This is a genomic window from Vreelandella aquamarina, from assembly GCF_044805175.1.
Lineage (GTDB): Bacteria > Pseudomonadota > Gammaproteobacteria > Pseudomonadales > Halomonadaceae > Vreelandella > Vreelandella aquamarina_B.
Genome location: NZ_CP085232.1, coordinates 724,618 through 749,179, shown reverse-complemented (window position 1 = coordinate 749,179; position 24,562 = coordinate 724,618). Strand labels below are relative to the sequence as shown.

The 24,562-nt window shown below is 57.6% G+C and carries 21 protein-coding genes; 9 read left to right on the top strand and 12 right to left on the bottom strand.

The features are described 5' to 3' along the window. Position 1 precedes the first annotated feature (1 nt). The 4 genes from LG300_RS03490 to LG300_RS03475 form a co-directional block, all read right to left on the bottom strand. Positions 2–1,264, bottom strand: a complete 1,263-nt coding sequence (locus LG300_RS03490; RefSeq protein ID WP_404377030.1) for an ABC transporter substrate-binding protein — start codon at positions 1,262–1,264, stop codon at positions 2–4. Positions 1,265–1,325: 61 nt separating this feature from the next. After that, positions 1,326–2,375 (bottom strand): Gfo/Idh/MocA family protein, encoded by a 1,050-nt coding sequence (locus LG300_RS03485; protein ID WP_404377029.1) that lies wholly within the window; start codon positions 2,373–2,375, stop codon positions 1,326–1,328. Next, the gene (locus tag LG300_RS03480) at positions 2,372–3,151 is read right to left on the bottom strand and encodes a ThuA domain-containing protein (RefSeq protein ID WP_404377028.1); all 780 of its coding nucleotides are present in this window, start codon (positions 3,149–3,151) and stop codon (positions 2,372–2,374) included. Before LG300_RS03480 ends, LG300_RS03485 begins: the two co-directional genes overlap by 4 nt. 140 nt (positions 3,152–3,291) lie before the next feature. Next, entirely contained in the window at positions 3,292–4,701 is a 1,410-nt protein-coding gene (locus tag LG300_RS03475; RefSeq protein WP_404377027.1) for a hypothetical protein, read from the bottom strand. A 111-nt stretch (positions 4,702–4,812) separates the two neighbouring features. Here LG300_RS03475 and LG300_RS03470 point away from each other — a divergent pair, with 111 nt between their 5' ends. Together LG300_RS03470 and LG300_RS03465 are read left to right on the top strand one after the other, a co-directional pair. Continuing rightward, positions 4,813–5,790, top strand: coding sequence for a J domain-containing protein (locus tag LG300_RS03470; RefSeq protein WP_404377026.1), 978 nt, complete (start codon positions 4,813–4,815; stop codon positions 5,788–5,790). Beyond that, positions 5,790–6,272 (top strand): hypothetical protein, encoded by a 483-nt coding sequence (locus LG300_RS03465; protein ID WP_404377025.1) that lies wholly within the window; start codon positions 5,790–5,792, stop codon positions 6,270–6,272. The genes LG300_RS03470 and LG300_RS03465 overlap by 1 nt, the downstream gene beginning before the upstream one ends. On the opposite strand, the gene LG300_RS03460 is transcribed toward LG300_RS03465, so the two are convergent. Continuing rightward, positions 6,189–8,615 carry a mechanosensitive ion channel domain-containing protein gene (locus LG300_RS03460; RefSeq protein ID WP_404377024.1) on the bottom strand — a complete coding sequence of 809 codons (2,427 nt, stop codon included), beginning with the start codon at positions 8,613–8,615 and terminating at the stop codon, positions 6,189–6,191. The genes LG300_RS03465 and LG300_RS03460 overlap by 84 nt on opposite strands. A 126-nt stretch (positions 8,616–8,741) precedes the next feature. Between LG300_RS03460 and LG300_RS03455 the strand changes: the two genes are divergently transcribed. Beyond that, positions 8,742–9,749: an amidoligase family protein gene (locus tag LG300_RS03455; RefSeq protein WP_404377023.1), complete on the top strand. Its 1,008-nt coding sequence runs from the start codon at positions 8,742–8,744 to the stop codon at positions 9,747–9,749. 61 nt (positions 9,750–9,810) lie between these two features. After that, complete coding sequence (locus tag LG300_RS03450) at positions 9,811–10,494, top strand: gamma-glutamyl-gamma-aminobutyrate hydrolase family protein (protein WP_404377022.1); 684 nt, start codon at positions 9,811–9,813, stop codon at positions 10,492–10,494. Here LG300_RS03450 and tpx read toward each other — a convergent pair. Continuing rightward, positions 10,484–10,987, bottom strand: a complete 504-nt coding sequence (tpx, locus tag LG300_RS03445) for a thiol peroxidase (RefSeq protein WP_404377021.1) — start codon at positions 10,985–10,987, stop codon at positions 10,484–10,486. The two genes, LG300_RS03450 and tpx, sit on opposite strands and share 11 nt — an antisense overlap. A 112-nt stretch (positions 10,988–11,099) precedes the next feature. On the opposite strand from tpx, the gene LG300_RS03440 reads away from it, so the two are divergent. Further along, entirely contained in the window at positions 11,100–11,810 is a 711-nt protein-coding gene (locus LG300_RS03440) for a glutamine amidotransferase (RefSeq protein ID WP_404377020.1), read from the top strand. Here the strand turns inward: LG300_RS03440 and nfi are convergent. Both nfi and LG300_RS03430 read right to left on the bottom strand, forming a co-directional pair. Beyond that, the gene (gene nfi, locus LG300_RS03435) at positions 11,807–12,496 is read right to left on the bottom strand and encodes a deoxyribonuclease V (protein WP_404377019.1); all 690 of its coding nucleotides are present in this window, start codon (positions 12,494–12,496) and stop codon (positions 11,807–11,809) included. The two genes, LG300_RS03440 and nfi, sit on opposite strands and share 4 nt — an antisense overlap. A 141-nt stretch (positions 12,497–12,637) precedes the next feature. Next, positions 12,638–14,350, bottom strand: a complete 1,713-nt coding sequence (locus LG300_RS03430) for a DEAD/DEAH box helicase (RefSeq protein ID WP_404377018.1) — start codon at positions 14,348–14,350, stop codon at positions 12,638–12,640. A gap of 518 nt (positions 14,351–14,868) precedes the next feature. Here LG300_RS03430 and LG300_RS03425 point away from each other — a divergent pair. Together LG300_RS03425 and LG300_RS03420 are read left to right on the top strand one after the other, a co-directional pair. Then, a complete protein-coding gene (locus LG300_RS03425; protein ID WP_253016862.1) occupies positions 14,869–15,066 on the top strand; it encodes a CsbD family protein in 198 nt (65 codons plus the stop codon). 140 nt (positions 15,067–15,206) lie between these two features. Next, a complete protein-coding gene (locus tag LG300_RS03420; RefSeq protein ID WP_404377017.1) occupies positions 15,207–15,689 on the top strand; it encodes a PRC-barrel domain-containing protein in 483 nt (160 codons plus the stop codon). A 104-nt stretch (positions 15,690–15,793) separates the two neighbouring features. Here LG300_RS03420 and LG300_RS03415 read toward each other — a convergent pair whose 3' ends face one another. Together LG300_RS03415 and LG300_RS03410 are read right to left on the bottom strand one after the other, a co-directional pair. Beyond that, positions 15,794–16,786 carry a glutathione S-transferase family protein gene (locus tag LG300_RS03415; protein WP_404377016.1) on the bottom strand — a complete coding sequence of 331 codons (993 nt, stop codon included), beginning with the start codon at positions 16,784–16,786 and terminating at the stop codon, positions 15,794–15,796. An 81-nt stretch (positions 16,787–16,867) separates the two neighbouring features. Then, positions 16,868–17,788, bottom strand: a complete 921-nt coding sequence (locus LG300_RS03410) for a LysR family transcriptional regulator (RefSeq protein ID WP_404377970.1) — start codon at positions 17,786–17,788, stop codon at positions 16,868–16,870. A gap of 601 nt (positions 17,789–18,389) precedes the next feature. Between LG300_RS03410 and LG300_RS03405 the strand changes: the two genes are divergently transcribed. Further along, on the top strand, positions 18,390–20,072 hold the full coding sequence (locus LG300_RS03405; RefSeq protein WP_404377015.1) for a peptidoglycan DD-metalloendopeptidase family protein: 1,683 nt from the start codon (positions 18,390–18,392) through the stop codon (positions 20,070–20,072). Positions 20,073–20,142: 70 nt separating this feature from the next. On the opposite strand, the gene LG300_RS03400 is transcribed toward LG300_RS03405, so the two are convergent. Beyond that, positions 20,143–21,780 carry a murein L,D-transpeptidase gene (locus LG300_RS03400; RefSeq protein WP_404377014.1) on the bottom strand — a complete coding sequence of 546 codons (1,638 nt, stop codon included), beginning with the start codon at positions 21,778–21,780 and terminating at the stop codon, positions 20,143–20,145. Positions 21,781–21,943: 163 nt separating this feature from the next. On the opposite strand from LG300_RS03400, the gene LG300_RS03395 reads away from it, so the two are divergent. Next, the gene (locus LG300_RS03395) at positions 21,944–22,663 is read left to right on the top strand and encodes a murein L,D-transpeptidase catalytic domain family protein (protein WP_404377013.1); all 720 of its coding nucleotides are present in this window, start codon (positions 21,944–21,946) and stop codon (positions 22,661–22,663) included. 114 nt (positions 22,664–22,777) lie between these two features. On the opposite strand, the gene LG300_RS03390 is transcribed toward LG300_RS03395, so the two are convergent. Further along, positions 22,778–24,526 carry a methyl-accepting chemotaxis protein gene (locus LG300_RS03390; RefSeq protein ID WP_404377012.1) on the bottom strand — a complete coding sequence of 583 codons (1,749 nt, stop codon included), beginning with the start codon at positions 24,524–24,526 and terminating at the stop codon, positions 22,778–22,780. Between the last annotated feature and the right edge of the window lie 36 nt (positions 24,527–24,562).

The following is a 24,562-nucleotide window of genomic DNA, read 5'->3' as shown; positions in this document are numbered from 1 at the left end:
GCTACCAGCCACGCCGCCCTAGTCGCGCCAGCTCGCTATCCAACTGCTGCACCGCCTGCTCCGGCGTGACGCTGCCGGACAGCGCATCGTGAACGCGGTTGAAGATCGCGTTGGAAACACGCGGGTAGGCATCGCCGGTGACGCTGGCCGGGCGCGGCACGCCGTTCATCACCGTTTCATACAGCTCGCCAATAAACGGATGCGCGGCCAGTACCTCTTCGTCTTCATAGAGTGCTGGGCGTGTTGGGTTACGGCCAAACTCGATGGCGTGAGCTTTTTGCTGGGCTTCGGCGGTGAGATAAGCGACCAGGTCGGCGGCTGCCTGCGGCTCATCCGAATAGCGGGAGACCGCCCAGTTCCAGCCGCCCAAGGTCGCTACTGACTGCCCTTCCGGCCCGCTGGGCAGCGGCGCCACGCTGAACTTGTTCTGGATGGGCGTGCCGTCCGCTTGCCCCAGCGACCAGACATAAGGCCAGTTGCGCATAAACACCGCGTTGCCCGCCTGGAAAACGCCGCGGGCTTCCTCTTCCATGTAGTTACGCACGCCCTCCGGGCTAATATCCCCCACCCAAGAGGCCGCCAGCGCCAGGGCTTCCACCGCCTGGGGATTGTTCACCGTGACCTGCCCCTCGGCATCCACAAAGGTGCCGCCGCCGTAGCTGGCCACCCACTCCAGCGCGTTGGTGGTCAGCCCTTCGTAGGCGCGCCCTTGAAAGACGAAACCATGCATGCGCTCGTTGCCCGCTTCCCGCTCGGCGTTTTGAATGCGTCGGGCGGTATCGGTCAGCGCTTGCCAGGTCTGCGGCACGTCAGCGTCGTACTGCTCAAGCAGGTCGTGGCGGTAGTAGAGCAGTCCGGCATCGGTAAACCACGGCAACGCGACCAGCTTGCCCTGCACGGTGTTGTTCTCCATTAGCGAGGGAATAAAACCTTCCGCTGCGCCCTCCGGCAGGTAATCGTGCAAATCCACCAAGTGCTCAGCCAGCAGGCCCGGCCAGACGATATCCACCATCAGCACATCAACATCCTGTGACTGGCTGCCCAACAGCTGTTGATAGAGCGACAGTTTTTCGGTGGCCGACGCAGGCGTGGTGACGATATTGACCTGATGGCCGTTGGCCTCGGCCCAGCGCTGAGATAGCTCCGGGCAAAAATCCGCCGCCCCACCGTCGCCGCAGGCAACGGTGATCTCGGCGGCCATCGCAGGCAGCGCCGTGGGCAGCAGGGTCATAAGTAGCAGCGGTGTTTTCAGGGTATGGCGCATCGTGGAGTCCTCGTATTGTTATTGGTTGTCTTACGTTATGGATGCGTGAGCATGACAATACCTAACTAGCAATCGCCAGGCTGCGGTCCTCCAAGCTGGACACAAAGCAGGCGTCCAGCACGGTTTGAATGGCCGCACCGCGGGCAAAATCAGGCTGGTCGTTCTCCCCCGTGCGAATGCTCTCGATAAAGCGCTGATAAATGCTGGGCGTAGGCGGCGCTTTGACCGTGCTCCAGCGGGCAGGATGCACGTCATCGTTCAGGCATACCTGTACTTCGTCTTTGGAGGCATCCAGATCCACACGAATCGCGCCTTTATCGCCGTGGACGCTCAGCGTTAGCGAGTTGTGATGGCCGGTGGCCCAGCGGGTCGCCTGAATGGTCCCCATAGCACCATTAGCAAAGCGCACGCGCATTAGCGCGGTGTCGTTGGCGTCCAGCACGTAGTCGCCAATGCGGTTATCCGGCGCTTTATCGAAGCAGGTAAGCTCGCAGTTGACGCGGGTGATATCGCCCACCGGGAAGCTGGCGAAATCGACGATGTGCACACCAACATCGCCCAGCACGCCTTTACTACCGTGGGCTTCCGAGAGCCGCCACAGCCACTGGCTCTCCTGGTCCCAGCGGCCCCAGGCGTTGCTGACCAGCCAGCTTTGGCGGTAGCTGGCGTCTACATGGCGCACGGTGCCAATGGCGCCGCCGGTGACGAGCGCGCGGGCGTGCTGAATGGCGGGGGCATCCCGGTAGCTCAGGTTGACCATGTTGATGACGTTGGCAGCCTTGGCGGCGGCGGCCATCTCATGGGCATCCTCGGCGTTGGTGGCCAGGGGCTTTTCGCACAGGATATGTTTACCTGCGGCAATGGCGGCCAGCGACGTGACCTTGTGCACGCCATCCGGGGTGACGTTGCTCACCGCGTGGATATCGTCCCGGGCCAGCATGGCGTCCAGGTCTTGATACACATCGGCAATGCCGTGGCGCTCGGCAAACGCCTGGGCTTTTGGATAATCGCGGTCGCATACGGCCACGACCTCAACGCCTTCGATGCGGCCATAGTGCTTGGCGTGTTCGCCCGCCATGCTGCCTGCGCCAATAATCGCTAAACGGATCATTTGAAGCCCTCCTCACCGGGTTTATGCAAGCTTTCGCCTTTGATCTCGACCGGGTTGGGCGCCTGGTCGGCGGGCACGTTGGGGCAGCTGTCGATCCAACGGGAGCCTTCCGGCTGCGCCCAGACAACGGCATTTTTGAGTACCCGCTTCACCTGCTCGTCGTAGTAGATCGGGTAGGTTTCATGGCCAGGGCGGAAGTAGAAAATCTTGCCGTTACCGCGCTTATAGGTCAGGCCGGAACGGAATACTTCGCCGCCTTCAAAGGCGCTGATAAAGATCACCTCATCCGGGTTGGGCACCGCAAAGGGCTCGCCGTACATTTCGGTATGGGGCAGTTCCAGATAATCTCCCAGGCCCTGCACGATGGGGTGGCCAGGATTAACGACCCAAAGGCGCTCGCGCTCGCCGGCTTCCCGCCATTTCAGCGAGCAGGTGGTGCCCATCAGCCGTTTGAAGATTTTGGAGTAGTGGCCGGAGTGCAGCACGATCAAGCCCATGCCCTGCAGCACGCGCTTTTGCACGCGATCAACGGTCTCTTCCAGCACGTCGCCGTGGGCGGCGTGGCCCCACCACAGCAGCACGTCGGTATTCTCCAGCGTCTCTTCGCTGAGCCCTTGTTCTGGGTCTTGCAGCGTCACGGCAGTGGCCGACATTCCTTCTGCCTCATTCAACCCATCGGCGATGCACTGGTGCATGCCGGTAGGATAAATGCGCGCTACCACCTCGTTGGTTTGCTCGTGGACGTTTTCGCCCCACACGGTGACTCGCAGTGTCATCGCTCTCTCCCAAGCGTGTTCGTGTATGACTTCACCAGCCGTTTCGACCGGCGCCTGGGCAAAAAGTAAACGTTTACGTGATTAGAGTAAACGCTTACTTATTAGTTTTTAGTCGCATGTTCAATGTCGTGCCGCAGAGATTAGTTATCGGTGTTTTCCGCCACGCGTTCTACATCCACGATACCCGAGCGGCTGACAACGACTTTCCAGCGCGCTAGGTAAGGGGAATCTTCGCTACCGGTTTCGCGCACCACAAGGTTGAACAGGTGGCGACGCTGGACGCTTTCGCGCACCGCCTGCCCCTCTTTCAAACGGTAGATGTGGTGCTTCTCCTTGCTCATGAGGCGGGTCAGCATAGAGAGGTCGATATGCAGCGTTTCCCGGGTGTGTTCGTAACCACTGAGAAAGCGCGTGGGCGACATGCGCGAGCTGGAGCGGTAGTGCATCACCACTTCGTCCCGCTGGGCCACGGTGCGCCGCCGCATCTGCTGGATATCATCATCCAGGGCGGAGTAGCGCTTGTAGTCGAACCACTCCAACTGCCGCCCTACCAACACGTTACGGGTTGGATCAATATACTGGCGGCGCCATTTCGGGCGGCCACGGCGTAACCAGCGCCAGAGAGTATTACGCAAGTCATCCTTAAAGACTTCCCGCAGTGCATAAAGCAGCGCCATGGCCAGCACAAACAGCGCGGTGATATCCCCCAGAGCACTGCGTAGCTGCAGCACGCCCAGCGAGACAAACGCCATGACCACCGCCGTGGCCAGTGCCTTCACCGCTTTTTGCTCGCCGCTTCCCAGCTCCAGGGCGCGCTGCTTGAGGGTGATAGGGTGCTCAATCAGCCGCCGCAGCAGGCGCATTTTATTGGACATACGGGTAGGGTCTTCTACCACCCGCTCGGCGTTATACTCTTGCGCCTGCCGATACGCCGCTTCCCGCTGGCAAACCGTAATAAATCGCCGCTTGATGTCACTAAACTGCCCGCCTCGGGGCATGTGCGCTACCAGAGCCAGTAGCTGCTGCTCGGTAAACCAGGAGAGATAGTTATCGATATTGGCAAAGTACTTATATAGCCGTTCGTCGTTGGGCGGGTTGCGGCGCAGGCGTTTTAAAATGCCGTCGCTCAAGTCGCTCATTTCAATAAGTTGCTCACCCAACGCGGCAGATTTTTCCTCTCTAGCGGGCTGGTCATCCAACGGCTCCCGGCGGAGCTTACGGGCATCCGCCAACATCGCTTGGGTGGTACGCTCCAGCGCGCCTACGTACTGGTAGGCGTAGAGGCTGAGGCTCAGCCGGTAGGAGTCACTCCCCAACTGGTTACGGCTTGCCAACCGGCTGTGTACTAACGGTAAATGGTACTCATCGCTGTAGTAGGTACGCGAGACGCTAATGGCACCGTGATAAAATGCCTCTTCGGAGATCACATGGGTGCTTAGGCCCAGCTCTTTGGGCACAAACAGATACACATCAAGCGTATGCGAGGTTTCTTCTTTTAGCCGCCGCGATAGGCGCAGTTGGAAGCTGTTTTTACGCTCGACATTGATCACCTCACTAATCTCCTACTTCATTGCCAAACACGATGATATACCATGGCTAATTCACTATAGTGGCCTGCTGCAGCATGGCTACGGTTTACTTCTTCGCCTTGGAGCTAGGGAATGTCCATCGCCCGTTTTTCACCCTTTGAGCTGCTGCTGCTAAAAAGCCGCAGCCAAGTGGATACGGCTACACTGCTACTGCTGGGCTGGGTGTTGGTACACCGCCAGCACGTCTCGGAAGGCCAGCGGCGGCGCCGCTTGGCCCAAGTGACGGCGCAGTTCCGCCACGGGCACGAGCTGGGGCCGGTGATGAGCATTGCCCACAGCCAAGACCTCCATGCCATCCAACTGGCCGCCGAAGTGGTACGCAAGGAGTGCTCAAAAGAGCGTAGCCTAAGCGTGATGCACCAGGCGATTACCGTGGCGACGGATGATGGCGATATTTCGCTGGCTAATCACTATATCCTGCGCTTTTTGGCCGACCTGTTAAACGTCTCCCCCGCTACCCTGGGCACGCTTTTCCAGGAGCTGACCGGCAAACCTTTACGACCACCGGAAGACCCCAGCCGCGACGCCTACTGGCAAACCCACGACCCGGCGTATTACGCCCAAAAGGCCAAAGAGGAAGCGGAAGCCGCCCAGCGCGAAAAAGCGTCGCAAGCCCAGGAAGAACAGCAGCAGCGGGCCAAAGCGGATAAACAGCAGGAAAAGAAGCAGAGGCAGCAGGAGAAACAGCAGCAAAAAGAGGACACACGCCGTGCGAAAGCGCGGGCAGAACAGGCCAAAGCAGAACAAGCCCGCCAGGAACAGGCCCGACAAGAGCGCCAGCGCCAAGAGCAAGCCCGCCAGGAAGAGGCGCGAAGGCGCCAACAGCAGCGAAGCAGACCGCCACCGCCTGACCGCACTACGCGGGCCCTGGCCGTTCTGGGGCTGACGCCTGGCGCTAGCAAAACTGACGTGCGCCGCGCCTACCGGCGCATGGCCCAATTACACCACCCGGATCGCTACTATTCGGAGAGCGAGCATCAGGTAGCACTGGCATCGGCACGTTTTCAAAGAATTAAAAATGCTTATGATTACCTGATGCAAACTTACTGATGAGCCCCCCAACCACCGAGAATACCGTTCGAGGAGAGATAGCCTGGACTATGCGCGACCTGTATCAACGCCTAGACCTTTCGCCTGGTGCGAATGAACAGCAGATTAAAAGCGCCGTAGCCCGCTGCCCAAACAGCGCGCTACGCCAGGATGCCACCTCGGTACTAGCGGTTGAAGCGCACCGGGAAACCTACGACGCTCTGCACACTACATTAAGTGATATCGGCTGCCTGCGGGCCCGGCTGGGCCTCACCCATGGCGCCCACTGGCAGGGCGATGTGGCCAACGACTTCTCCATGCCGCCAGACAACGCGATTTCACGCCACGATGAACTGGTTGACCGCGTGAGCCACGCGGTCTCGCTTTACAACCGCTGGCGCCGGCTGCGCGGCCCCTGGTTAATCGTCGCCGTTTTCACCGTGGGGGCGGGCATAGGCCTCGCGCTGGGGTTTGCCCTGAGCCTGGGGCTTAGCATGAGGTGAAGCACCGGAGCGCTCCCGCTCATCCTGGCGTATCTCCCGCTGGGTAGGACGCGGCGCGGGTTTAGGCGGTGCCGGCTTTTTCGGTGTCTCTTCCTGGGTAGAGGGCGCCTCCTCTCCGCCTTGTTCCAGGCTCACATCGGTGCCAGAGGTATCTTCCATACGCGACTCAGAGCGCGCTTCCATACTGACACTCAAGCGCGGTACGCCCAGGTCAATCTCTTGGGCTTCCATCCGCTGCTTCAGCAGCAGGTTAAAGGCACGGGCCACATCCCACTGCATTTCCGGCGCGGTACGAAAGCGCATCCGTAAAATCGGGCAGCCCTCTTCAAAGCCCTGTACACCCTGCATTTCCAGCGGCGACCAAATATAGTGGCGCATCATCGGGTCTTTGCGCAGCTCCTGGGCAGTCTCCTGCATGAGGGTAATTGCATCGTCGATTTTCATATCGTAGGGAATACGGATACGCATCAAGGCAATGCCAAACTGGCGGGACATATTGTGGATCGACTCAATGCGGCTAAAGGTGATGATATGCACCACGCCATCGAGGTCTCTTAGCCGCACCGTGCGTAGCGTTAAGCCCTCCACCGTGCCCATATGACCGTTGATCTGCACGAAGTCGTCCACCGCCAGCGAGTCTTCGATGAGGATGAAAATACCGGTGATTAAATCCTGCACCAGCGTTTGGGCACCAAAACCGATCGCCAGACCGATCACACCGGCACCCGCCAGCAGCGGCGTCACATTAACCCCGAGGTTGGCTAGCCCCGCGATCACCGCAATGATCAAAATAGTGACAAAAATGACGTTGCGGATCATAGGAGTAATGGTTTGCGCCCGCGCCTGATTCACCCGCCGCCCACGGGAGCGTGCCGAGGAAGTTAACGCCCGCTGAATCGCGGTGTCGGCAAAGATCCACACCAGCCATGCCAGCAAAACCGTGGCCCCCAGGCTTACCAACGCCTGCCCGATTCGGGCACTAGCCACCGCCTGCTGGCCAAGCCCAAACAACGAGCCGCCCCATACCTGCATGGAGAGTTCGGCAAACACCATCCACGCGCATAGATGCGCCAGCACAAAGCCAAAGCGCTCTAGGCGCTTGCGATATTGGCTGAAGCGGCGGCGGTGGCGTCGCTTGTTAAGCCGCTCTGATTGGCGGCGCAACAGCCCGGTGACCACTAGCGTCAATACCAGCAGGCTGGCGGACACAATCGAGCGCGCCAGCGCCGTACCCACATCGCCCACGGTAATAAAGATGGCCAGCAGCGAGCCGCCCACCATTAATAGCGCGGGGATATGCCAAAGCCCGCCCAGGGCGCGAATCATTTCAACGGCGGTGCTGGCATCGCGACGCTGCTTATAGGGCCGATTGCAAATCAGGTGGCGTATCGGCCGCTGGAATTTAAAGATAAAGCGGGCGGATAATAGCGCCGCCAGCATATTCGCCAGCACCGAGACGAGGCTAGAGAGTTCAGCCCCAAGCAGCTCTACCAAACGCGTGGAGTTCACCGCATCGCCCAGGGCAATCAGCGCACCAATGACAAACAGCCCCCGCAACGCTTTATGCTGTAGCACCTGCACCGCAGGAAAGCGATGCCCTCGGCTGAAGAAGGCAATCACGGTTTCAAACACCACCGAGAGTGCACGGCCGCAGAGGCAGATATACGCCACCACCAAGACCACAGCCCGGCCCGGGCTATAGGGCAGAACTTGACCAATCCCCAGAGTAATCGCAAATGCCAGCGTCCACGGCAGCATACGGCGCAAAAAGTGGACCGCCAGCAGCCATGCCTTGGGGTCGCGGGGAAGGTCTAACGGCCAGTGGCGGCGAGTGGCTACCAAGCGCCCGAAGGCAATCATCACCACCAGCAGCACGCTCCATACAAAGGCCAGCACGGCCCCGTCAGCGACCGCACGGATAGCCTCCCCTTGGTCCGCGCCATCATTTAAGGCGCGTAAATCCTCTGCCCCTTGCACCAACTGGCGCGACCACTCATCAATAGGCGAGCCCCCCGCCTGGGCCTGCTCGCCAATGTCGGTTAGGGTATCGGCCAGTGCCCCCAGTAGCCCTTGACGTACTACGCCATCGTCCTCAGTAGCACTGGTGCTTACCTGTAGCTCCCGCAACGATGCGAGCAGCGCGGTACGCTGCTCCTCGTTCTCCAGCATGGAGATCACATCATTCAGCGACCGCTGGAACTCTTCATTGCTTACCTCGGGTTGCTCTGACGAGTCGCCGCCAGCCAGGTTAGGTAAGGAAACCCCCTGCCCTAGTGCCGTTGCGCTGAACAGCATGCCGAGCGCCACGCCTACGATGATTTTGATTATCCAGTGCTGTCGCACACGCCACTCCCAACATAAACCGGCTACAGATACCGGTAATTAACATTTACTTTGTTGAAGACGCTCAGCCTTACCGCGTGATTATGATAGGCTGACTTTTCAAACGTTCACCTCAAGGATACCGAGATGACGCTGCAAGCCCCACCTAACCGCTTAAATAAAGATGGCCAACCACGCTGCGTCGGCGTTGAAATCGAGTTCGCCGGGCTGCCGCCCCGCGACACCGCCGAGCTGGTACGCACCCTGTTTGGTGGGGAGCTTAACGTGGTAAGCCCCCATCGGCTACAGGTGGAGGGCACGCGTTGGGGGGAGTTTGGCATTGAACTGGATACCCAGTACGCCCACCCCGATAAAGCGCTGCTGGAAGAGCACCGTGAAATCGACAGTGAGTGGGCGCGCCAGCAGCACCAGCGACGGATAGAGTTCCATCAAAAAACCCGCGAGCTGATTGGCGATATGGTAACCGGCCTGGTGCCCACAGAAATTGTATGCCCGCCGGTACCCTGGGATGAGCTGGAAACACTCGATACGCTTTTTGAAGCGCTGCGGGAGAAAGGCGCCAAGGGCACGGATGCCAGCTTGCTCTATGGGTTTGGCTTGCACCTTAACCCTGAAGTCGAGCAGCTAGATGTAGAGTACCTGCTAGCGATGATGCGCGCCTATCTATTGCTGGCTAGTTGGCTGCGCGAAGAGATTAAGGTGGATATCACCCGTGAAGTGCTGCCCCACGCCAACCCGTTCCATAAAGAGTACGCCTTGAAGGTGATGGATGCCCGCTACCAGCCAGACCTAGATACCTTTATTAACGACTACCTGCAGCACAACCCTACCCGCAACCGGGAACTGGATCTGCTACCGCTGTTTGCCTATTTACGCCCCGACCATCCCCATGAACTGTTGCATGGCGAATTGACCAAGCCGCGCCCCACCTTTCACTACCGGCTGCCTAACGCACAGCTTTCCCAACCGGGTTGGGGGTCTGTCGTAGAGTGGAACCGCTGGGTGGAGGTGGAAAAGCTAGCGGCGAATACGGAGGTGCTGCGCGCGCGCTGCGATGAGTATGTGGCAGAACACAGCAAACCCTGGTGGGCGCGTTTAAAAGCCAAACTGCTCGGCCCCTTCGGTGCGTCTTAGACCTGCCGCCATTTGTTCACGCCACTTTTTCACCTTTACGGAACAACGAGACGCTATCTGCATGGCTCGACCGCTGATCGGAATTACCACGTCGGATTACAAAAGCCAGCTTGCCTGGTGCTTTGACTGGTTTGCCGTCTGGCGCCACGGCGGTAAGCCGCTGCGCCTTTCCCCCTCCCGCCCGATGCCCGAGCATCTGGATGGGCTGATTATCGGCGGTGGCGATGATATACAAGCGCACCTTTATGGTAGCGAGGTGCAGCTAGACGTGCGTTTGGACCCTGCCCGTGACGAGCTGGAGTTAAACCTGCTGAACCGCTTTATTCCACAAAATACGCCGGTGCTCGGCATTTGCCGAGGTGCCCAGCTCATCAATGTGCATTTAGGCGGCACGCTGGACCCCGATATTTACACTACCCACGAGGGCCTGAAGCGGCGGCGTACCGTGCTGCCCCGTAAAACGGTGGATATTGTCGGTGGCAGCAAGCTTTATCAACTGCTCGGCGTGACTTGGTGCCGGGTCAATAGCCTCCACCATCAGGCCGTTAACCACGCAGGAAAAGGCATTAAGATTGTTGCCCGGGATAGGGACGGGCTTGTGCAGGGAATTGAGTCCGAAGCCCACGACTTTCTAATTGGCGTACAGTGGCACCCGGAATGGCTGATCTTCAACCGCCCCCAGCAGCGCTTGATTAGCGCGCTGGTGGCGGCTGCCAAGAAAAATCGCGAACGGACTAGCTGTTGAGCGCCGCCAGTGCCGCCTCGTAATCCGGCTCGTTTTTCAGCTCAGCCACCAGCTCGCTGTGTAGTACGCGGTTGTCCGCATCCAGTACCACCACGGCACGGGCGCACAGCCCTTCCATGTTGTTGTTACACAGCGCCACTCCCCAGGCTTCCTGGAACTCCCGATGGCGGAAGGTGGAGAGCGTCTCAACGTTATCCAGCCCCTCAGCACCGCAAAAGCGCTTGGCGGCGAACGGCAGGTCAGCCGAAACCACCAATACAACGGTATCTTGCAGGCTGGAGGCCAGTTCATTAAACCGCCGGGTAGACATCGCACAGGTAGGCGTGTCCACACTGGGTATAATGTTCAACACTTTACGTTTGCCTTGGTAGGTGTCCAGCGTGACATCTTCCAGGTCGCTGTTGGTCAGCGTCATCGCCGGGGCAGCTTGGCCAACGGCAGGCAGCGTACCGGCCACATCCATCGGCTGCCCTGCGCGAGTAATCTGTTGCATATCAAGCTCCTAATGTATGGTAAAACGATAATAGCGTGAGATGTTCCAGCTTACAGCGGAAAGCCCTCTTTCGGCTATCTTTCCTCAGCCGCGACACGACAACGAGAATGCCATGGCCTGTTTAGTCATTATCAAAACCGGGGATGCCTTCCCTGAAGTGGTCGACCAACACGGTGATTTTGAGCAGCTATTCATTCAGCGGCTGGGCGATGCCTTGCCGGCGCACTTAACGCTAAGCGTATGGGATGCACGGCTCAGCGCCACCCCACCCGAAGAGATGGCGGGTGCCGTGATTACCGGTTCGCATAGCATGGTGAGCGAGCAGCCGCCCTGGAGTGAGGCGCTGAAGCCCTGGTTGCAGCAGGCGTTAGCCGATAACCTGCCGCTGCTGGGTGTGTGTTATGGTCACCAGCTAATGGCGTCCGCCTTTGGCGGTATTAGCGACTACCACCCCGCTGGCCGAGAGTCAGGCACGCGGGCTGTGCGCTTAACCCAAGCAGGCTTGCAGGACCCGCTCTTTAGCCAGCTACCGGGACACTTTCCCGCCCACCTCACCCACGCCCAGTCGGTGATGCAGCTCCCCCCTGGCGCAACAATATTGGCCCACAACAGCCACGATGCCCACCAAGCGCTGCGCTACGGGCCACGGCAGTGGAGCGTGCAGTTCCACCCTGAGTTTTCGCCTTCGGTTATGCGCGCCTACATTGAACGCCAGCGCGCCGCCCTGCGTGACCAGGGTGACGACCCGGACCAACTGCTCAATGAGATTCGCGAGACGCCGGAGGCCACTAGCCTGCTGCAGCGCTTTATCGGCTTTATTTAACGCTTCTTTTGATCTCGCCGCGACGCCAGCCGATCCGCTAAGCGGGTCGGCTCTGGTAGCTTGGTTGTGCCTAGGCAGCGCACTACCCACTCAAGGGACGTTGCCAACGTTAGCCGGTGCCCTGGCGAGACGAATACCGGCTTTACGTTAGCTCGGGAGCGTAGTACCGCCCCAATTACTTCTTGCCCGTCCATCAGCGGCACCCAGTCCCCTTTTGCCTCACCAACTTCGTCGTGCCTGCCGGTCAGCCGCGACTTGGCGATACCGATGGTGGGTAGGTCCAGCCATAGCCCCAAATGCGCCGCCACGCCAAGCCGCCGAGGATGGGCGATACCTTGGCCATCGACCATCACCAGCTGCGGCTGGGTGGTTAACTTGGCGAACGCGCCCAGCGCGGCAGGGATTTCACGGAACGAGAGCAGCCCTGGAATATAGGGCATGCGGGTGGGTTCGCGATGCACCACCTGCTCCACCACCGGTAGTTGCGGGGTCTCTTCTGGCGACCACTTCACCACGACCACCGCCGCACGAGTCACTGCCCCACTCTCTTCAAAGCCAATATCTACCCCCGCGATATACGTCACCGGGTCAATGCGGTCACGGCTCTCCAGCTGCTTGGCGAGCTGCGACTGCAGCGCAATCGCCTGCTTGGGCGAGAGGTCCCATTCATGTAGTGCAGCGTCCATGCGAACTCCTTGTGACGATTAAAGTGAGGTGGCTATAGCGTAGCCAAAAAAAATCCCCCTACGCCAGTTGGCTCAGGGCCAGTGGCATAGGGGGATCGACGTGACTCAAACGTTAGGCGATGTTAAGTGCCCAAGACTGAGTTACGCACGCTCGCGGCGGCGAACCGGTGCGTCACCATCGTCACGGCGGCGGCGCGGTGCACGCTCAGGCGCACGGTCTTCACTGATTTCCAGCGGGCGGCCAGCCACACGGGCACGAGCCATTTTCGCCAGAATCGTAGAAGGCAGGCCGCTGGGCAGCTCGACCACGGAGAAAGCGTTACGGATATCGATACGACCGATACGCGCACCTTCGATGCCACCTTCATTCGCCAACGCGCCTACCAGTTGGCCAGGCTTCACGCCGTCTTTATGGCCAACGGAGACGCGGTAGCGGGTCATGCCTTCGCTGGGCGCGCTGGAGCGTTCGCGACGAGCGCCACCCGGCTTGCCCGGTGCGCCATCACGCGGAGCACGCTCTTTACGCGGTGCCTGCAAGCGGCCAATCGGCGCTTCGTCGGCGCGGGCCATGGCGGCAAACGCACAGGCCAGCTCGACGGCATCGTGGCCTTCTTCCACCAGACGCTCGACCAGGGCGCGCTGCTCTTCGGCGCCTTTGGTCAGCGCGGCAACAACACGATGATGGAATACTTCATCACGGTGGGCGCGGATAGCGGCTTCGTCGGGCAGCGGCATTTCGGTCATTTTCTGACCGGTAGCCTGCTCCATCCAGCCGACTTTGCGGCCTTCACGGAAACCGGCGAAAGTGATCGCGATACCGCTACGGCCCGCACGACCGGTACGACCGATACGGTGTGTGTAGGCTTCCGCATCCTGGGGCAGGTCGTAGTTGATGACGTGGGTGATGCGCGGAACGTCAAGGCCACGGGCCGCTACGTCGGTGGCAATCAGCACGTCGACTTTGCCACGCTTCAAGCGAGTAATCGTACGCTCGCGCAGGCTCTGGTCCAGGTCACCGGACAGGCCGGCGGCGTTGACACCGCGAGCGGTCAACTGCTCGACCAGCGTGGTACACGCCGCACGAGTGCGCACGAAGACAATCGCGGCATCCACCGGCTCTACTTCCAGGATGCGCGACAGCGCTTCTAGCTTGGCGCCACCGTCAACGCGAACCAGGCGCTGCTCAATGTTTTCACCCGTGGTGGTACGCGATTCAATCGCTACCTTCACCGGGTTAACCAAGTAGCGGTTGACGATGCGCTCAATTTCCGTCGGCAGGGTGGCCGAGAAGAACACACGCTGGGCATCTTTCGGGGTATCGGCAACCACGCGTTTGACGTCGTCGATAAAGCCCATGCGAAGCATTTCGTCGGCTTCGTCCAGCACTAGCGCAGAGAGGCCGTCCAGCTTCAGGCTGCCACGGTCCAGGTGGTCAATCACACGGCCCGGCGTGCCCACTACCACTTGGGCACCGCGCTTTAGCGCGCCTAACTGTTCACGGTACTCTTGGCCGCCGCACAGGGTAGCAACTTCCAAGCCCTGCAGGTTTTGGCCATATTTACTAAAGGAAACAGCGACCTGCTGGGCAAGTTCGCGGGTGGGAGCAAGCACCAACACTTGGGGCTCGCGGCGCTGCATGTCGAGACGCGACAGCAGCGGCAGTGCAAAAGCAGCGGTTTTACCGGTACCGGTTTGTGCTTGGCCCAGCATATCGCGGCCTTCCAGCAACGCAGGAATGGTCTGCGCCTGGATCGGCGAAGGGATTTCATAGCCCTGTGCTTCAACAGCAGACAGAACGGCAGGCAAAAGAGCCAGATCGCCGAAGCTCGGCGAGGCGACAGAAGTCGAGGTCATTAATCACACCTTGGTAGGCCGGCTGTACCGGCAAAAAACATCGTAAGCGTCTCTGACTCTGTTTCCTGGCGCGCGTAACAGTGCGTACCAAAAAACAAGGCTCCGCAGAGCGGATATCGTCATCAGTGGAGTCGGAGACGCCGGTCGCACCTAGCATCCGGTTGGCAACACCGCTCATGCGGGCCAACCGCTGTGGCGACCTTCTGCGCCGATTTCACCCGTTTGGTGAAATACTGGAGGCGCGCCATCTTCACAGCAATGAACATCTGCAGTCAGTGAGATGTTCCCGCAAACGTTTCTGCATAGCGTGGCGGTTTCTGCTCGGCTACGGCGAAGAACGTTTATCGTCGTGATGGAGGGGTCAACACATGCGAGGAGGGCGCATCCTAACACCGCCAATAGGTTCTGACCAGTCTTTTTAATTTAACCCACATCAATACCCCGGCTTGCACTTATGTATATGTCTTCTAACCTAAGAGATGCCTGATGGCGTTCACGAACTTCAAGGAGTGATGCACATGAACTGGGATCAGATTGAAGGCAGATGGACTGAAATGAAGGGTAAAGCTCGCGCTAGCTGGGGTGAACTAACAGACGACGAGCTAACACAAATTGGCGGCAAAAAAGATCAGCTAGTTGGCAAGTTACAGCAGAAGTACGGCCTGGAACGCGAAGAAGCGGAGCGTCGCGCTGATGATTGGGCAAACGGGCTGTAAGGTCACCACCCCTTTCTGGTGCATTGGCCCCAGCGGTTAAAATGCGCTAACCCTGTCGAGCGCAAAGCGCCACCTTTTACAGCCACCTTCTACAACCACTTATTATAGCTACATGGGTTATAGCTACATGGAGAGAAGCTATGCGTAAATCAGTTCTTATCACAGCGATGACAACGGCCCTGTTGAGCGGTATGGCCTTTGGCGTTCAGGCGCAAACAGAGCCTCAAGGCATGTACGCCGCCGACGATATTCTTGATGCGGACGTGTTTTTTGCCAATGGATCAGGCGAAGAGATCGGCGAAGTCGACGACATTCTGTTTGATGAAGAGATGCGTATTTCCGCCCTCGTGATTGAAAGCGGTGCGGTACTTGGCCTAGGCGGTCGCGAGATCGTCGTGGAAACCGACCAATTCACCCTTGAGACGCACACCGAGGACGATGGTGATACCGAGCACCGCATCATGCTGAACGCTACCGCTGAAGAAGTGGAGTCGTTCCCGACGTATGACCGAGATTGGTGGGAGCAAACCAAAGCTAACGCTCGGGATGCCTGGCAAACCACCAAAGAGGGCGCAAAGAGCGCTTGGCAGACGACGCGCGAAGCAGTGGACGCCAACGAGTAACCTGACGCTCACTTCATTACTGCTAAGCGCGTTACTGACACGGAACTGATATGGAAAGGGCCACCCGTTCGCAGTGGCCCTTTTGCGTATCCTGCAAGCCGTGCTTAGCGGCGGCGTATACCCTGCCCTGGTAGACGCTCCCGGTCATGCGGGCGCATAAAGTCCAGCAGCGGCCCCGCTGGCACAATGCGCGTGGGGTTAATCGTGTCGTGGCTGTAATAATAGTGGCGCTTGATGTGATCCATATTGACGGTTTCCGCCACGCCCGGCCACTGGTACAGCTCACGCACATAGTTGGAGAGATTCGGGTAATCCTCTATGCGCTTGAAGTTGCATTTGAAGTGGCCAAAGTAAACCGCGTCGAAGCGAATCAATGTCGTGAAGAGCCGAATATCCGCTTCGGTGAGCCACTCACCCGCCAGGTAGCGCTGCTCTGACAGCCGCTTCTCAATGCGTTCCAGCGCGTCAAACAGCGCCGTCACGTGCTTTTCGTAGACCTGCTGATCAGTGGCAAAGCCAGATTTGTAAACGCCGTTGTTGATATGGTCGTACACGTCATCGTTCACTTCATCGATAACGCTACGCAAATCTTCCGGGTAAAAATCCAGGTCATTACCGGTCAGCTCGTCGAAGGCCACGTTAAAGATACGCAGTAGGTCAGCGGACTCATTGTTGACGATAGCGCTACGCTGTTTGTCCCATAGCACCGGTACCGTTACCCGCCCCGTGTAGGTCGGGTTGGTCATGGTATAGAGCTGGTGGTGGAACTCTACGTGGTTAACCGGGTCACCGCTGGAGCCTTCCTCCTGGTGATAGGTCCAGCCGTTATCCAGCATTAGCGGGCTGACGTGGGAAGTGCCTATCAGCGATTCCAACCCTTTCAGTTTGCGCATAATAAGCGCACGGTGCGCCCAGGGGCAGGCGAGCGATACATACAGGTGATAGCGATCCGCCTGCGCCGGATAACTGTCGCCTTGCGACTCTTCACTACTGCCCACCCAATCGCGCAGTTGCGCGGACTCGCGTACAAACTCGCCACCATGCTTTTTAGTGTCGTACCACTGATCAACCCACTCACCGTTTACAAGCAGTCCCATCGGGCGTCTCCTATCTTGAACGTTTTATAATGCAATTAACGTTCAGCATACTCCCGCATGGGTTAGGCTCAAGCGCATGTTTTACGGCTGTTCATTCGAGGGAATCGAATGTTGCTCGCACACCTCATTTACTGCCCGCCTTAATGCGTCAGCCATGGCGTGTGCCGCAGGGCCAGCTCGATCACGGTCACGAAAGATCAGCTGCACGGGCACCTCGCGGATAGCACCGGCACTTAGCGGCAGCGGTTTGAGCTGCCCGCTTGCCAACTCATCGGCAATGCGGGTCTCTGGTATCCAGGCAAACCCTAGCCCGCGCTTCAGCATATCCAGTGAGGTGCCCACATGGCTGACCGTCCAACGCTGTTCGGCCTTTAACCAGCCAGCATTGGTGGATTGGCGCAGCGCCGAGTCACGCACCACCAACTGGCGATGCTGGGCAAGATCACGCAGATCTAATGAACGCCCTAGCTGATGGAGCGCGTGGCTTGGATGCGCCACCGCTACAAAGCGGACGTTCACCAGTGGCTCACCTAAAAAGCCTTGGGCTTCAATACCGGTGACGACTAAATCCGCCCGGCCATCGTAGAGCATTTCGGTGCCGCCATTGAGCACGCTCTCATGCAGTTGCACCCTTACCTGCGGGTAGGTTTCCGAAAAGCAATCCAGCGCTTTTGCTTGCGCTGCCGCTGGAAAAATCTGGTCAATCGCAACGACCACTTCCGCCTCTAACCCGGCAGCAAGCCGTGAAGCAACATCTTCCAACGAGGCTGCACTCTCGATCAACTGGCGCGCTCGGCGTAGCAGCAGCTCGCCTGCTTCGGTTAAGCGCACCTGCCGACCTACCGGCTCTAGCACCTGAATGCCTAGTTGCTCTTCTAATTTATGAACCGCATGATTAAGCGTGGAGGGGCTTTTATGGATCGCCTCTGCCGCTCGTGCAAATCCACCGTGGTCCACCACGGCGGCCAGCATCTGCCACTGTGCAAGTGTTACCCGAGACATTTCGATTTCCTCGACGCTAAACAGCGAAACAGTCCGCTTCATCTTCGAAAAAACTTCACTAGGATGCCAGGAAATAGCGCTGAGTACCCGTTCACTGATAAATATTGCACAAACGGCTGCTAGCAAAGGCGGCGCATCACCCACCCTAAAACACAAAAAATTACAAAAATACTGTTCATTAACGTTAGCGCTGCCCCAATTATCTAAATTATTAGCATCGTATGTACTGAGGTTTTAGTTTAGATTCTCCACTTAGGCGCTACTAGGTACTACTTGGCAGCTCATCAAGGACATAGGAGGAAGGAAAAGCCTTTTAACCTATACGAAAACTGTATAACTCTTTCGATATGAGCAATTTTTGTCTACGATTTAAAACAACCGATGGCGGGCACTGAGCGGAAACACGCGCACTTATCATTACTTTTATTAGCAAACAGCGTTCTTAAAACTTCACTATCGTCGAATAATTCCGTTTTTCAGCGGAAGTTCGTTTTGTGTATAGATGTACAGTCTATTCACCCCTGCTTTCATGGGGTATGGTTTCCGAGTTTGCTTACTTTTATGTTAATTTTATTTCACGAACTTGGCGGCCCGTTTACCCATGTTGCGAATCCTTCATTCGCTGCCCCGCACGCATAAATTATTGTTGTTACCCGTGGCCACCATGGTCACTGTGCTGGGCGCACAAAAACTCATCACAACCTATCATGACTTAAACCAACCCCAGGCTTCCGTGGAGAGCGTGCTGGTTCCGCTACCCAGCGACTCAACCCCCGGCGTGCCTTCGCTTCATCAGGAGCGAACGCCCGTTACAGAAGCCATTGACCGCGCCTCTCGCGCGCTCGATGCTACCCGTGAACATATCCCCCTAAACGAATTAACCGCTACCGAGGTCGTTGACCTAGACGTTGTTACCAGCGCGGAAGCCTCCATGGCGAGCGAAGCCGAGGAGTCCAGCATAGCGCAGCCAGAAGCGGCGCTAGACGATGGTGCCCTTCACATAGCCATTGTGGTTGGCACCCTGACAAGCGGCATGCTCAATATCGACGACCCCGTCGACATCGCAGATGCCACTTCTTACGAAGATTATGGTGTAGAGCTTTACGACGACGATGTCTCCTTTCTTGAGCTTGAGCTTGCGGCAGACGAGCCATTTGTCCCTGAGTGGAAAACGCACATCGTTGAGCCTGGCGAAACTTTCGCCGTTCTAGCACAAAATGAACTGGGGCTGGGTTATAGCGAAGTATTATCCTTACTGGATGATCTACCCAACCCTCGCATGTTGACTCATTGGCGAGCAGGACACAGCTTCGACTATCAGCTGGATGAAGATGGTCGCTTGCTCTCCCTACGCATGATGAAGACTACCCGTGAGGGAGTACTGCTGGAGCGTGACAACGACCACTATGCGATTACGACTATCGAACGCCAAGGCGAACCGGTACAGCGCCTCTACGCCGGTAGTGTCAGCGGTAGCTTTGCGCGCTCGGCACAAGCAACCGGCCTGAGCAGCAGCTCGGTTACCGAACTCACTCGCCTGCTGGAAAAGAAGCTGGACTTCCGCCGCGACAGCCGCCGGGGGGATCAGTTTCAGGTCTTAGTTGAGTCCGATATGCTCGATGGGGAAACACTGGATTCCCGTGTACTGGCGGTGAAATACGACGGCGAGCGTATGGATCTCACCGTGGTTCGTAATGCCAACGACGACAACTTCTACACCCCAGAAGGCGGCAGTCTCGACCCTGCGTTTGCACGCCGCCCGTTTGAAGGCAACTACCGGCTGAGTTCCCACTTTAACCCGCGCCGCCTGCATCCGGTGACCGGCCGTGTTAGCCCACATAATGGCACTGACTTTGCGATGCCTATCGGCACGCCTATTACAGCGCCCGCCAATGGTCGCGTCGAGCGTGTCGGTAATCATCACGCAGCGGGGCGCTATATTGTCGTGCGCCATGACAACGGCTACCGCACTCGCTATCTGCACCTCTCCCAGCCGCTGGTTAGCCAAGGCGAGCGGGTGAATATGGGTGAGCGTATTGCCCTCTCCGGCAACACCGGCCGCAGCACCGGCCCCCACCTGCACTATGAAGTCATTGTGAACAACACGCCGGTGAACGCCATGACCGTAGAGCTGCCTGAAAACACCAGCCTAAGCGGCGATACGCTGATTGCCTTCCAGCGCCAAGCCGAGCCTCTGCTCGCGGCGCTCGAAAGCGGTGAAACCGGCACCATCAGCGTGGCCAACTACCAGCGTGAGGATGAGAGCGACGAGAGTGTCCAATAACCGCCCTCGCTCTTGCCGCAAAAAGCCGCCTGCTGAAAGGCGGCTTTTTTGTCACTGGTAGCGGCGCTTGCTATACCGCTCCATTAGAGAGCGCCGCTAACAGCGCGGCATCGCGGCGGTAGATATCTTCCCTGAACACTACTTCCCCCTGGCTATTGGGCCAGGCGGTTAGGTAGTGCAGTGCCACGGGAATACGTGTGGGCAGGTTCACATTACGGTCACTACGGCCACTGTTGATCAACGTGCTTAGTTGGTAACGGCTGCCACTATCCTGCAGCAAGAGTTGCGCGAACTCAGTAACGCCTTCCACCCGGACACACCCGGAACTTAACGCTCGCTGATCCCGCTGAAACAGCCCTCTTGCCGGAGTATCGTGCAGGTAGATCATATCGTTATTGGGAAAGCGCACGACTACTCGGCCAAGCGGGTTACTGCTGCCCGCCACTTGGCGAAGCATCACCCCGCCTGGGCGCTGCCAATCGACTGCTTCCGCATCCAGCGCTTCACCGGATAGGCTCACTACCTGAATATTCTGTCGCGTTAGATACTCCACATCCTGTCGCACCCGTGGCAGCACATCCTCACGCATGATGGTGGGCGGGATGGTCCAGCTCGGATTGATCGTTAAATGGCTAATGGCGGAGTGGATAATCGGCGTTTCACGGCTGGGCGTCCCCACTACCACCCGAGTGTCCCAGTGCTCTCCGTTGGGGCGAATATAGTGTAGCCGGTAGCCTGCGATATCCACCCATACCCGCGGCTCGGGCCGCTGCGTAGGACGAATCCAGCGGGCGCGTTCAAGGTTAACGCGCAGTTGATCGATCCGTGCCGTAACGGGCATATTGAGTGCAAGGCGGGTGCGCTCACCGACCACACCATCCTCCTGTAGCTGATGCCGCCGCTGGAAGCGCTTGACTGCCCTTTCGACCTCACCGTCGAAGGCGCGCCGGTCACTGCTGGAGGACTCCACTCCAATCATAGGGTAAGCACTGCTATCCGCCGTTAGCAGTCCTTGTTCTCCCCATAGCGTCAGACGCTGGCGTAGTGTTTGAACATCGTCACCAATATCGCCAAGGCGAAGCGGCTCTTCACGCCCGGGCAAGTAAGGCACGCTACCCTGCTTTGCCAAACGGCGGTAATGCGCTAACGCTTTGCGCAGTTGGGCATATTCGGGGGATGCTGGGCGGGCATAAGCTAATGCCTGCTGTACATCCCCCTCTTCAACTGCCTGAACTACCCGAAGAAGGGCGTAACTGCGCTCTGGGCGTGGCAGATCCCAATTAGGTTCAACGTCGCCTGGATTCACTCTACCCAGCGATAAATGATCCAGCGCCAGTAGCAGAGAGCGGGTCGCACGCACATCGAAGGTTGCTTTTGCTTGGGCGTCTAACTGCTGGCTGAGCTGGAAGTCATCCAGCAGCGAGTCGGCTTGGTAATCACTCGGTGTCAAGCCATCATCCATCAGGCTATCCAGCGCATCAACCAGTGCTTCAACACGGCTGAGGGTCTGCCAGGCAGGCTGTCCACCCCTCAGCTGGTAAAATGACCCTACCGGCAGTACCTCCCCGCTCTGCTGGATATGTTGCGCCAGTGCTTGCTGTAATGCGCCGCTACTGGGTTCGTTGGCGGTGGCAAAAAGCGGCTGGGTCAACGCAAAACAGAACGCGGCTCCCATCATCCATTGCCTGAGTGGCTGATTCTCGTTCATCGCGTCTCCTTGCGTTACTATGCAGCGCTACTATGCAGCGTTGTCGTGCGGTCTCACTCTTATCACTTGATGCCGTACAGGCTGTTCCCGTTACCGGTACGCACTGCCTCATCATAGCCGCTTACACTTACCCATCGTCAAACTATAAGCAGGATAGCGCCCAATGATTTTTCGTTCACGTATCACCAATATACTGTTTTATTTACCATTCTTATTAATTGCTTACCCGCTTCAAGCGGCCAGTTTTTTCTCGCAAATCGCAGCGGCTCCGCCCAGTGGGGTTTCTCCGCTTCACCACCAATTGCTTCAACTAGCGCCGGGGGCTACACCTGAGGCACTGCGCCTGGCTGCCCAGGCACTTAACTGCGCCGACCCTTATGCCGAACGCTTAGCCGTCATTGACTACTCGCTACCCTCCACAGAGCCACGCATGTGGGTGTTTGACCTTCAACAACACACGCTACTGTTTGAAGAGCTGGTATCCCATGGCAAGGGGTCAGGCGATGCAGTGGCCAACGCTTTCTCTAATACGCCTGATAGCCACCAATCCAGCATTGGCTTATTTCGCACTATGAACAGCTATTATGGGCGCAACGGTTATTCGCTGCGCCTAGACGGGCTAGAACCCGAAGTGAATGACCTGGCCTTTGAGCGGGCGATTGTTATCCACGGTGCGGATTACGTCAGCGATGATTTTATTGCCCAAACCGGTCGCTTAGGCAGAAGTCACGGCTGCCCCGCCGTGCGCGAAGCGGTCACTTACCCGCTGATTGATAGCTTAAAAGAAAACCAGTATGTGTTTGCTTACTACCCAGATGAGGAGTGGCTGGCTACTTCCCAGGTGATCAACTGCCCCAATGCGCTGTCATTAGCTCACCGTTAAAAAATAGGTAACGCTGAAAAACAATCACCCAGCCAAGGGGCTGGGTGATTGTTTTTCTGAGCTTAACGTAGCTCTGAGCCTAAAGTAGCTTTGCGTAAAGCCAGCCTTAGCCGCTTAGAAGGAATCCCAGTCATCGTGTTCGTGCTGACGGTTGGAGGCCTGAGGGGCTGAAGGTTTGGGTTTGGTCGCGGGCAGAGCACTTGAAGCCTGGCTAGGCAACGCTGGCGACGGAGCCTCATCGCCTAACACAAACGCAGCTAGCAGAGTGGATAGGCGCTCAGTCCCCTCCCGCAACTGTTGGGCAGCCACCGCACTATGCTGCACCATGGCCGCATTTTGCTGAGTCATGCTATCCATTTCTGCAACGGCTGTATTGATCTCACTAATGCCCGAACTCTGTTCACGGGCACCCGCGCTGATCTCGGCAATGACATCGGTGACCCGTGTCACGCTTTCAACGATCTCCTGCATGGTCGCTCCTGCATCATGCACGATTTCACTACCCTCACGGGTACGTTTAACGGAGTTATCGATCAGTTGACGGATTTCACCTGCCGCCTCGCTAGAGCGACCCGCTAGCTTTCGTACCTCTTCAGCCACTACAGCAAAGCCGCGCCCATGTTCACCAGCTCGTGCCGCCTCCACAGAGGCATTTAGCGCCAATATATTTGTTTGAAAAGCGATAGCATCCATCATGGTAATAATTTCACCAATCTGAGTGGCTGATTGGTCAATTTCAGCCATGGTGCTTTCAACCCGCTGCATAGCGGCATTGCCCTGGCGAGCCACATCAACAGCGCTATTGGAGAGCTGAGACGCTTGCTCGGCTCCCTCGGTCGTGTGGTGCACAGTAGAGGTAATCTCCTCTACCGAGGAAGAGGTTTGCTGTAAATTAGCGGCAGCTTGCTCGGTACGGCTGGCCAACTCATTCGTACCTTGGTCAATCTCATGCGAGGCTTGCAGCACACTTTGCGTTGTACGGCTAACATCTTGTAGCGTGAGCTGGATACGCTCAACAAAGGCATTAAACTGACGGGCTAGGTTACCCACCTCATCGTTTGACTCGACGGTCAGACGCTTCGTTAGGTCGGCCTCACCAGAGGCTACATCGTTCATTGCAGCGGCAGCATGGCGTATCGGGCTCAGTGCGCGACGAACTAAGAGTGCCATTAATACACCCACAGCGATAAGCAGCAGCAAAACTACCAGCCCTTTTTGCCACTGGTCTTGCTTAAACTCTTGCCATGCCTGGGCCTCAACAGCTTCCAGCCCCTCATCAATGTCACTTAGGTAGATACCTGTACCAATCATCCAGTCCCACTCGGGTATTGGCATGGCAAGCGAGTGTTTGGGTTCGGTCTCTCCTGTTGCTGGATTGATCCACAGGTAGTCATAGAAGCTATCATTACCGGTGCGAGCACGCTCTATAAGGTCGTCTACAAAAGCATTGCCTTCACTGTCGGTAATACCTGACATATCGGTATCGATGCGCTGGGGCGCTGCAGCAAGCGCTTTTGCCGTACCATCATAGCTAAAAGCAAAGACGTAGTTCTCATTGCCAAAACGGAAGTTTTGCAAGATTTTCTGAGCTTCGGCTTGGGCTTCGGCTTCGCTTAGATTTGGGTTGCCAACCAAGTGCGAAATTGCATTGCGCGCCGATTCCACCAAGTAGCGTACCGTGGTCTCTCGCTCATCCACCAGCACCTCGCGCTGTTCTACTAATGTTTCTTCGATCCGCGACATAGAGCTTTGTATTTCTAGCAGCGACAGCACCAACGCAAGCACCACCATTGGTAGCAGCGTCAACAGCACCATCTTGCTCTGCAGCGTCAACTTTAACCGCGATGAGTTGACAGTTTTCATGTAGCCCCCCTCAAAAATCATTATGATTATTTATGA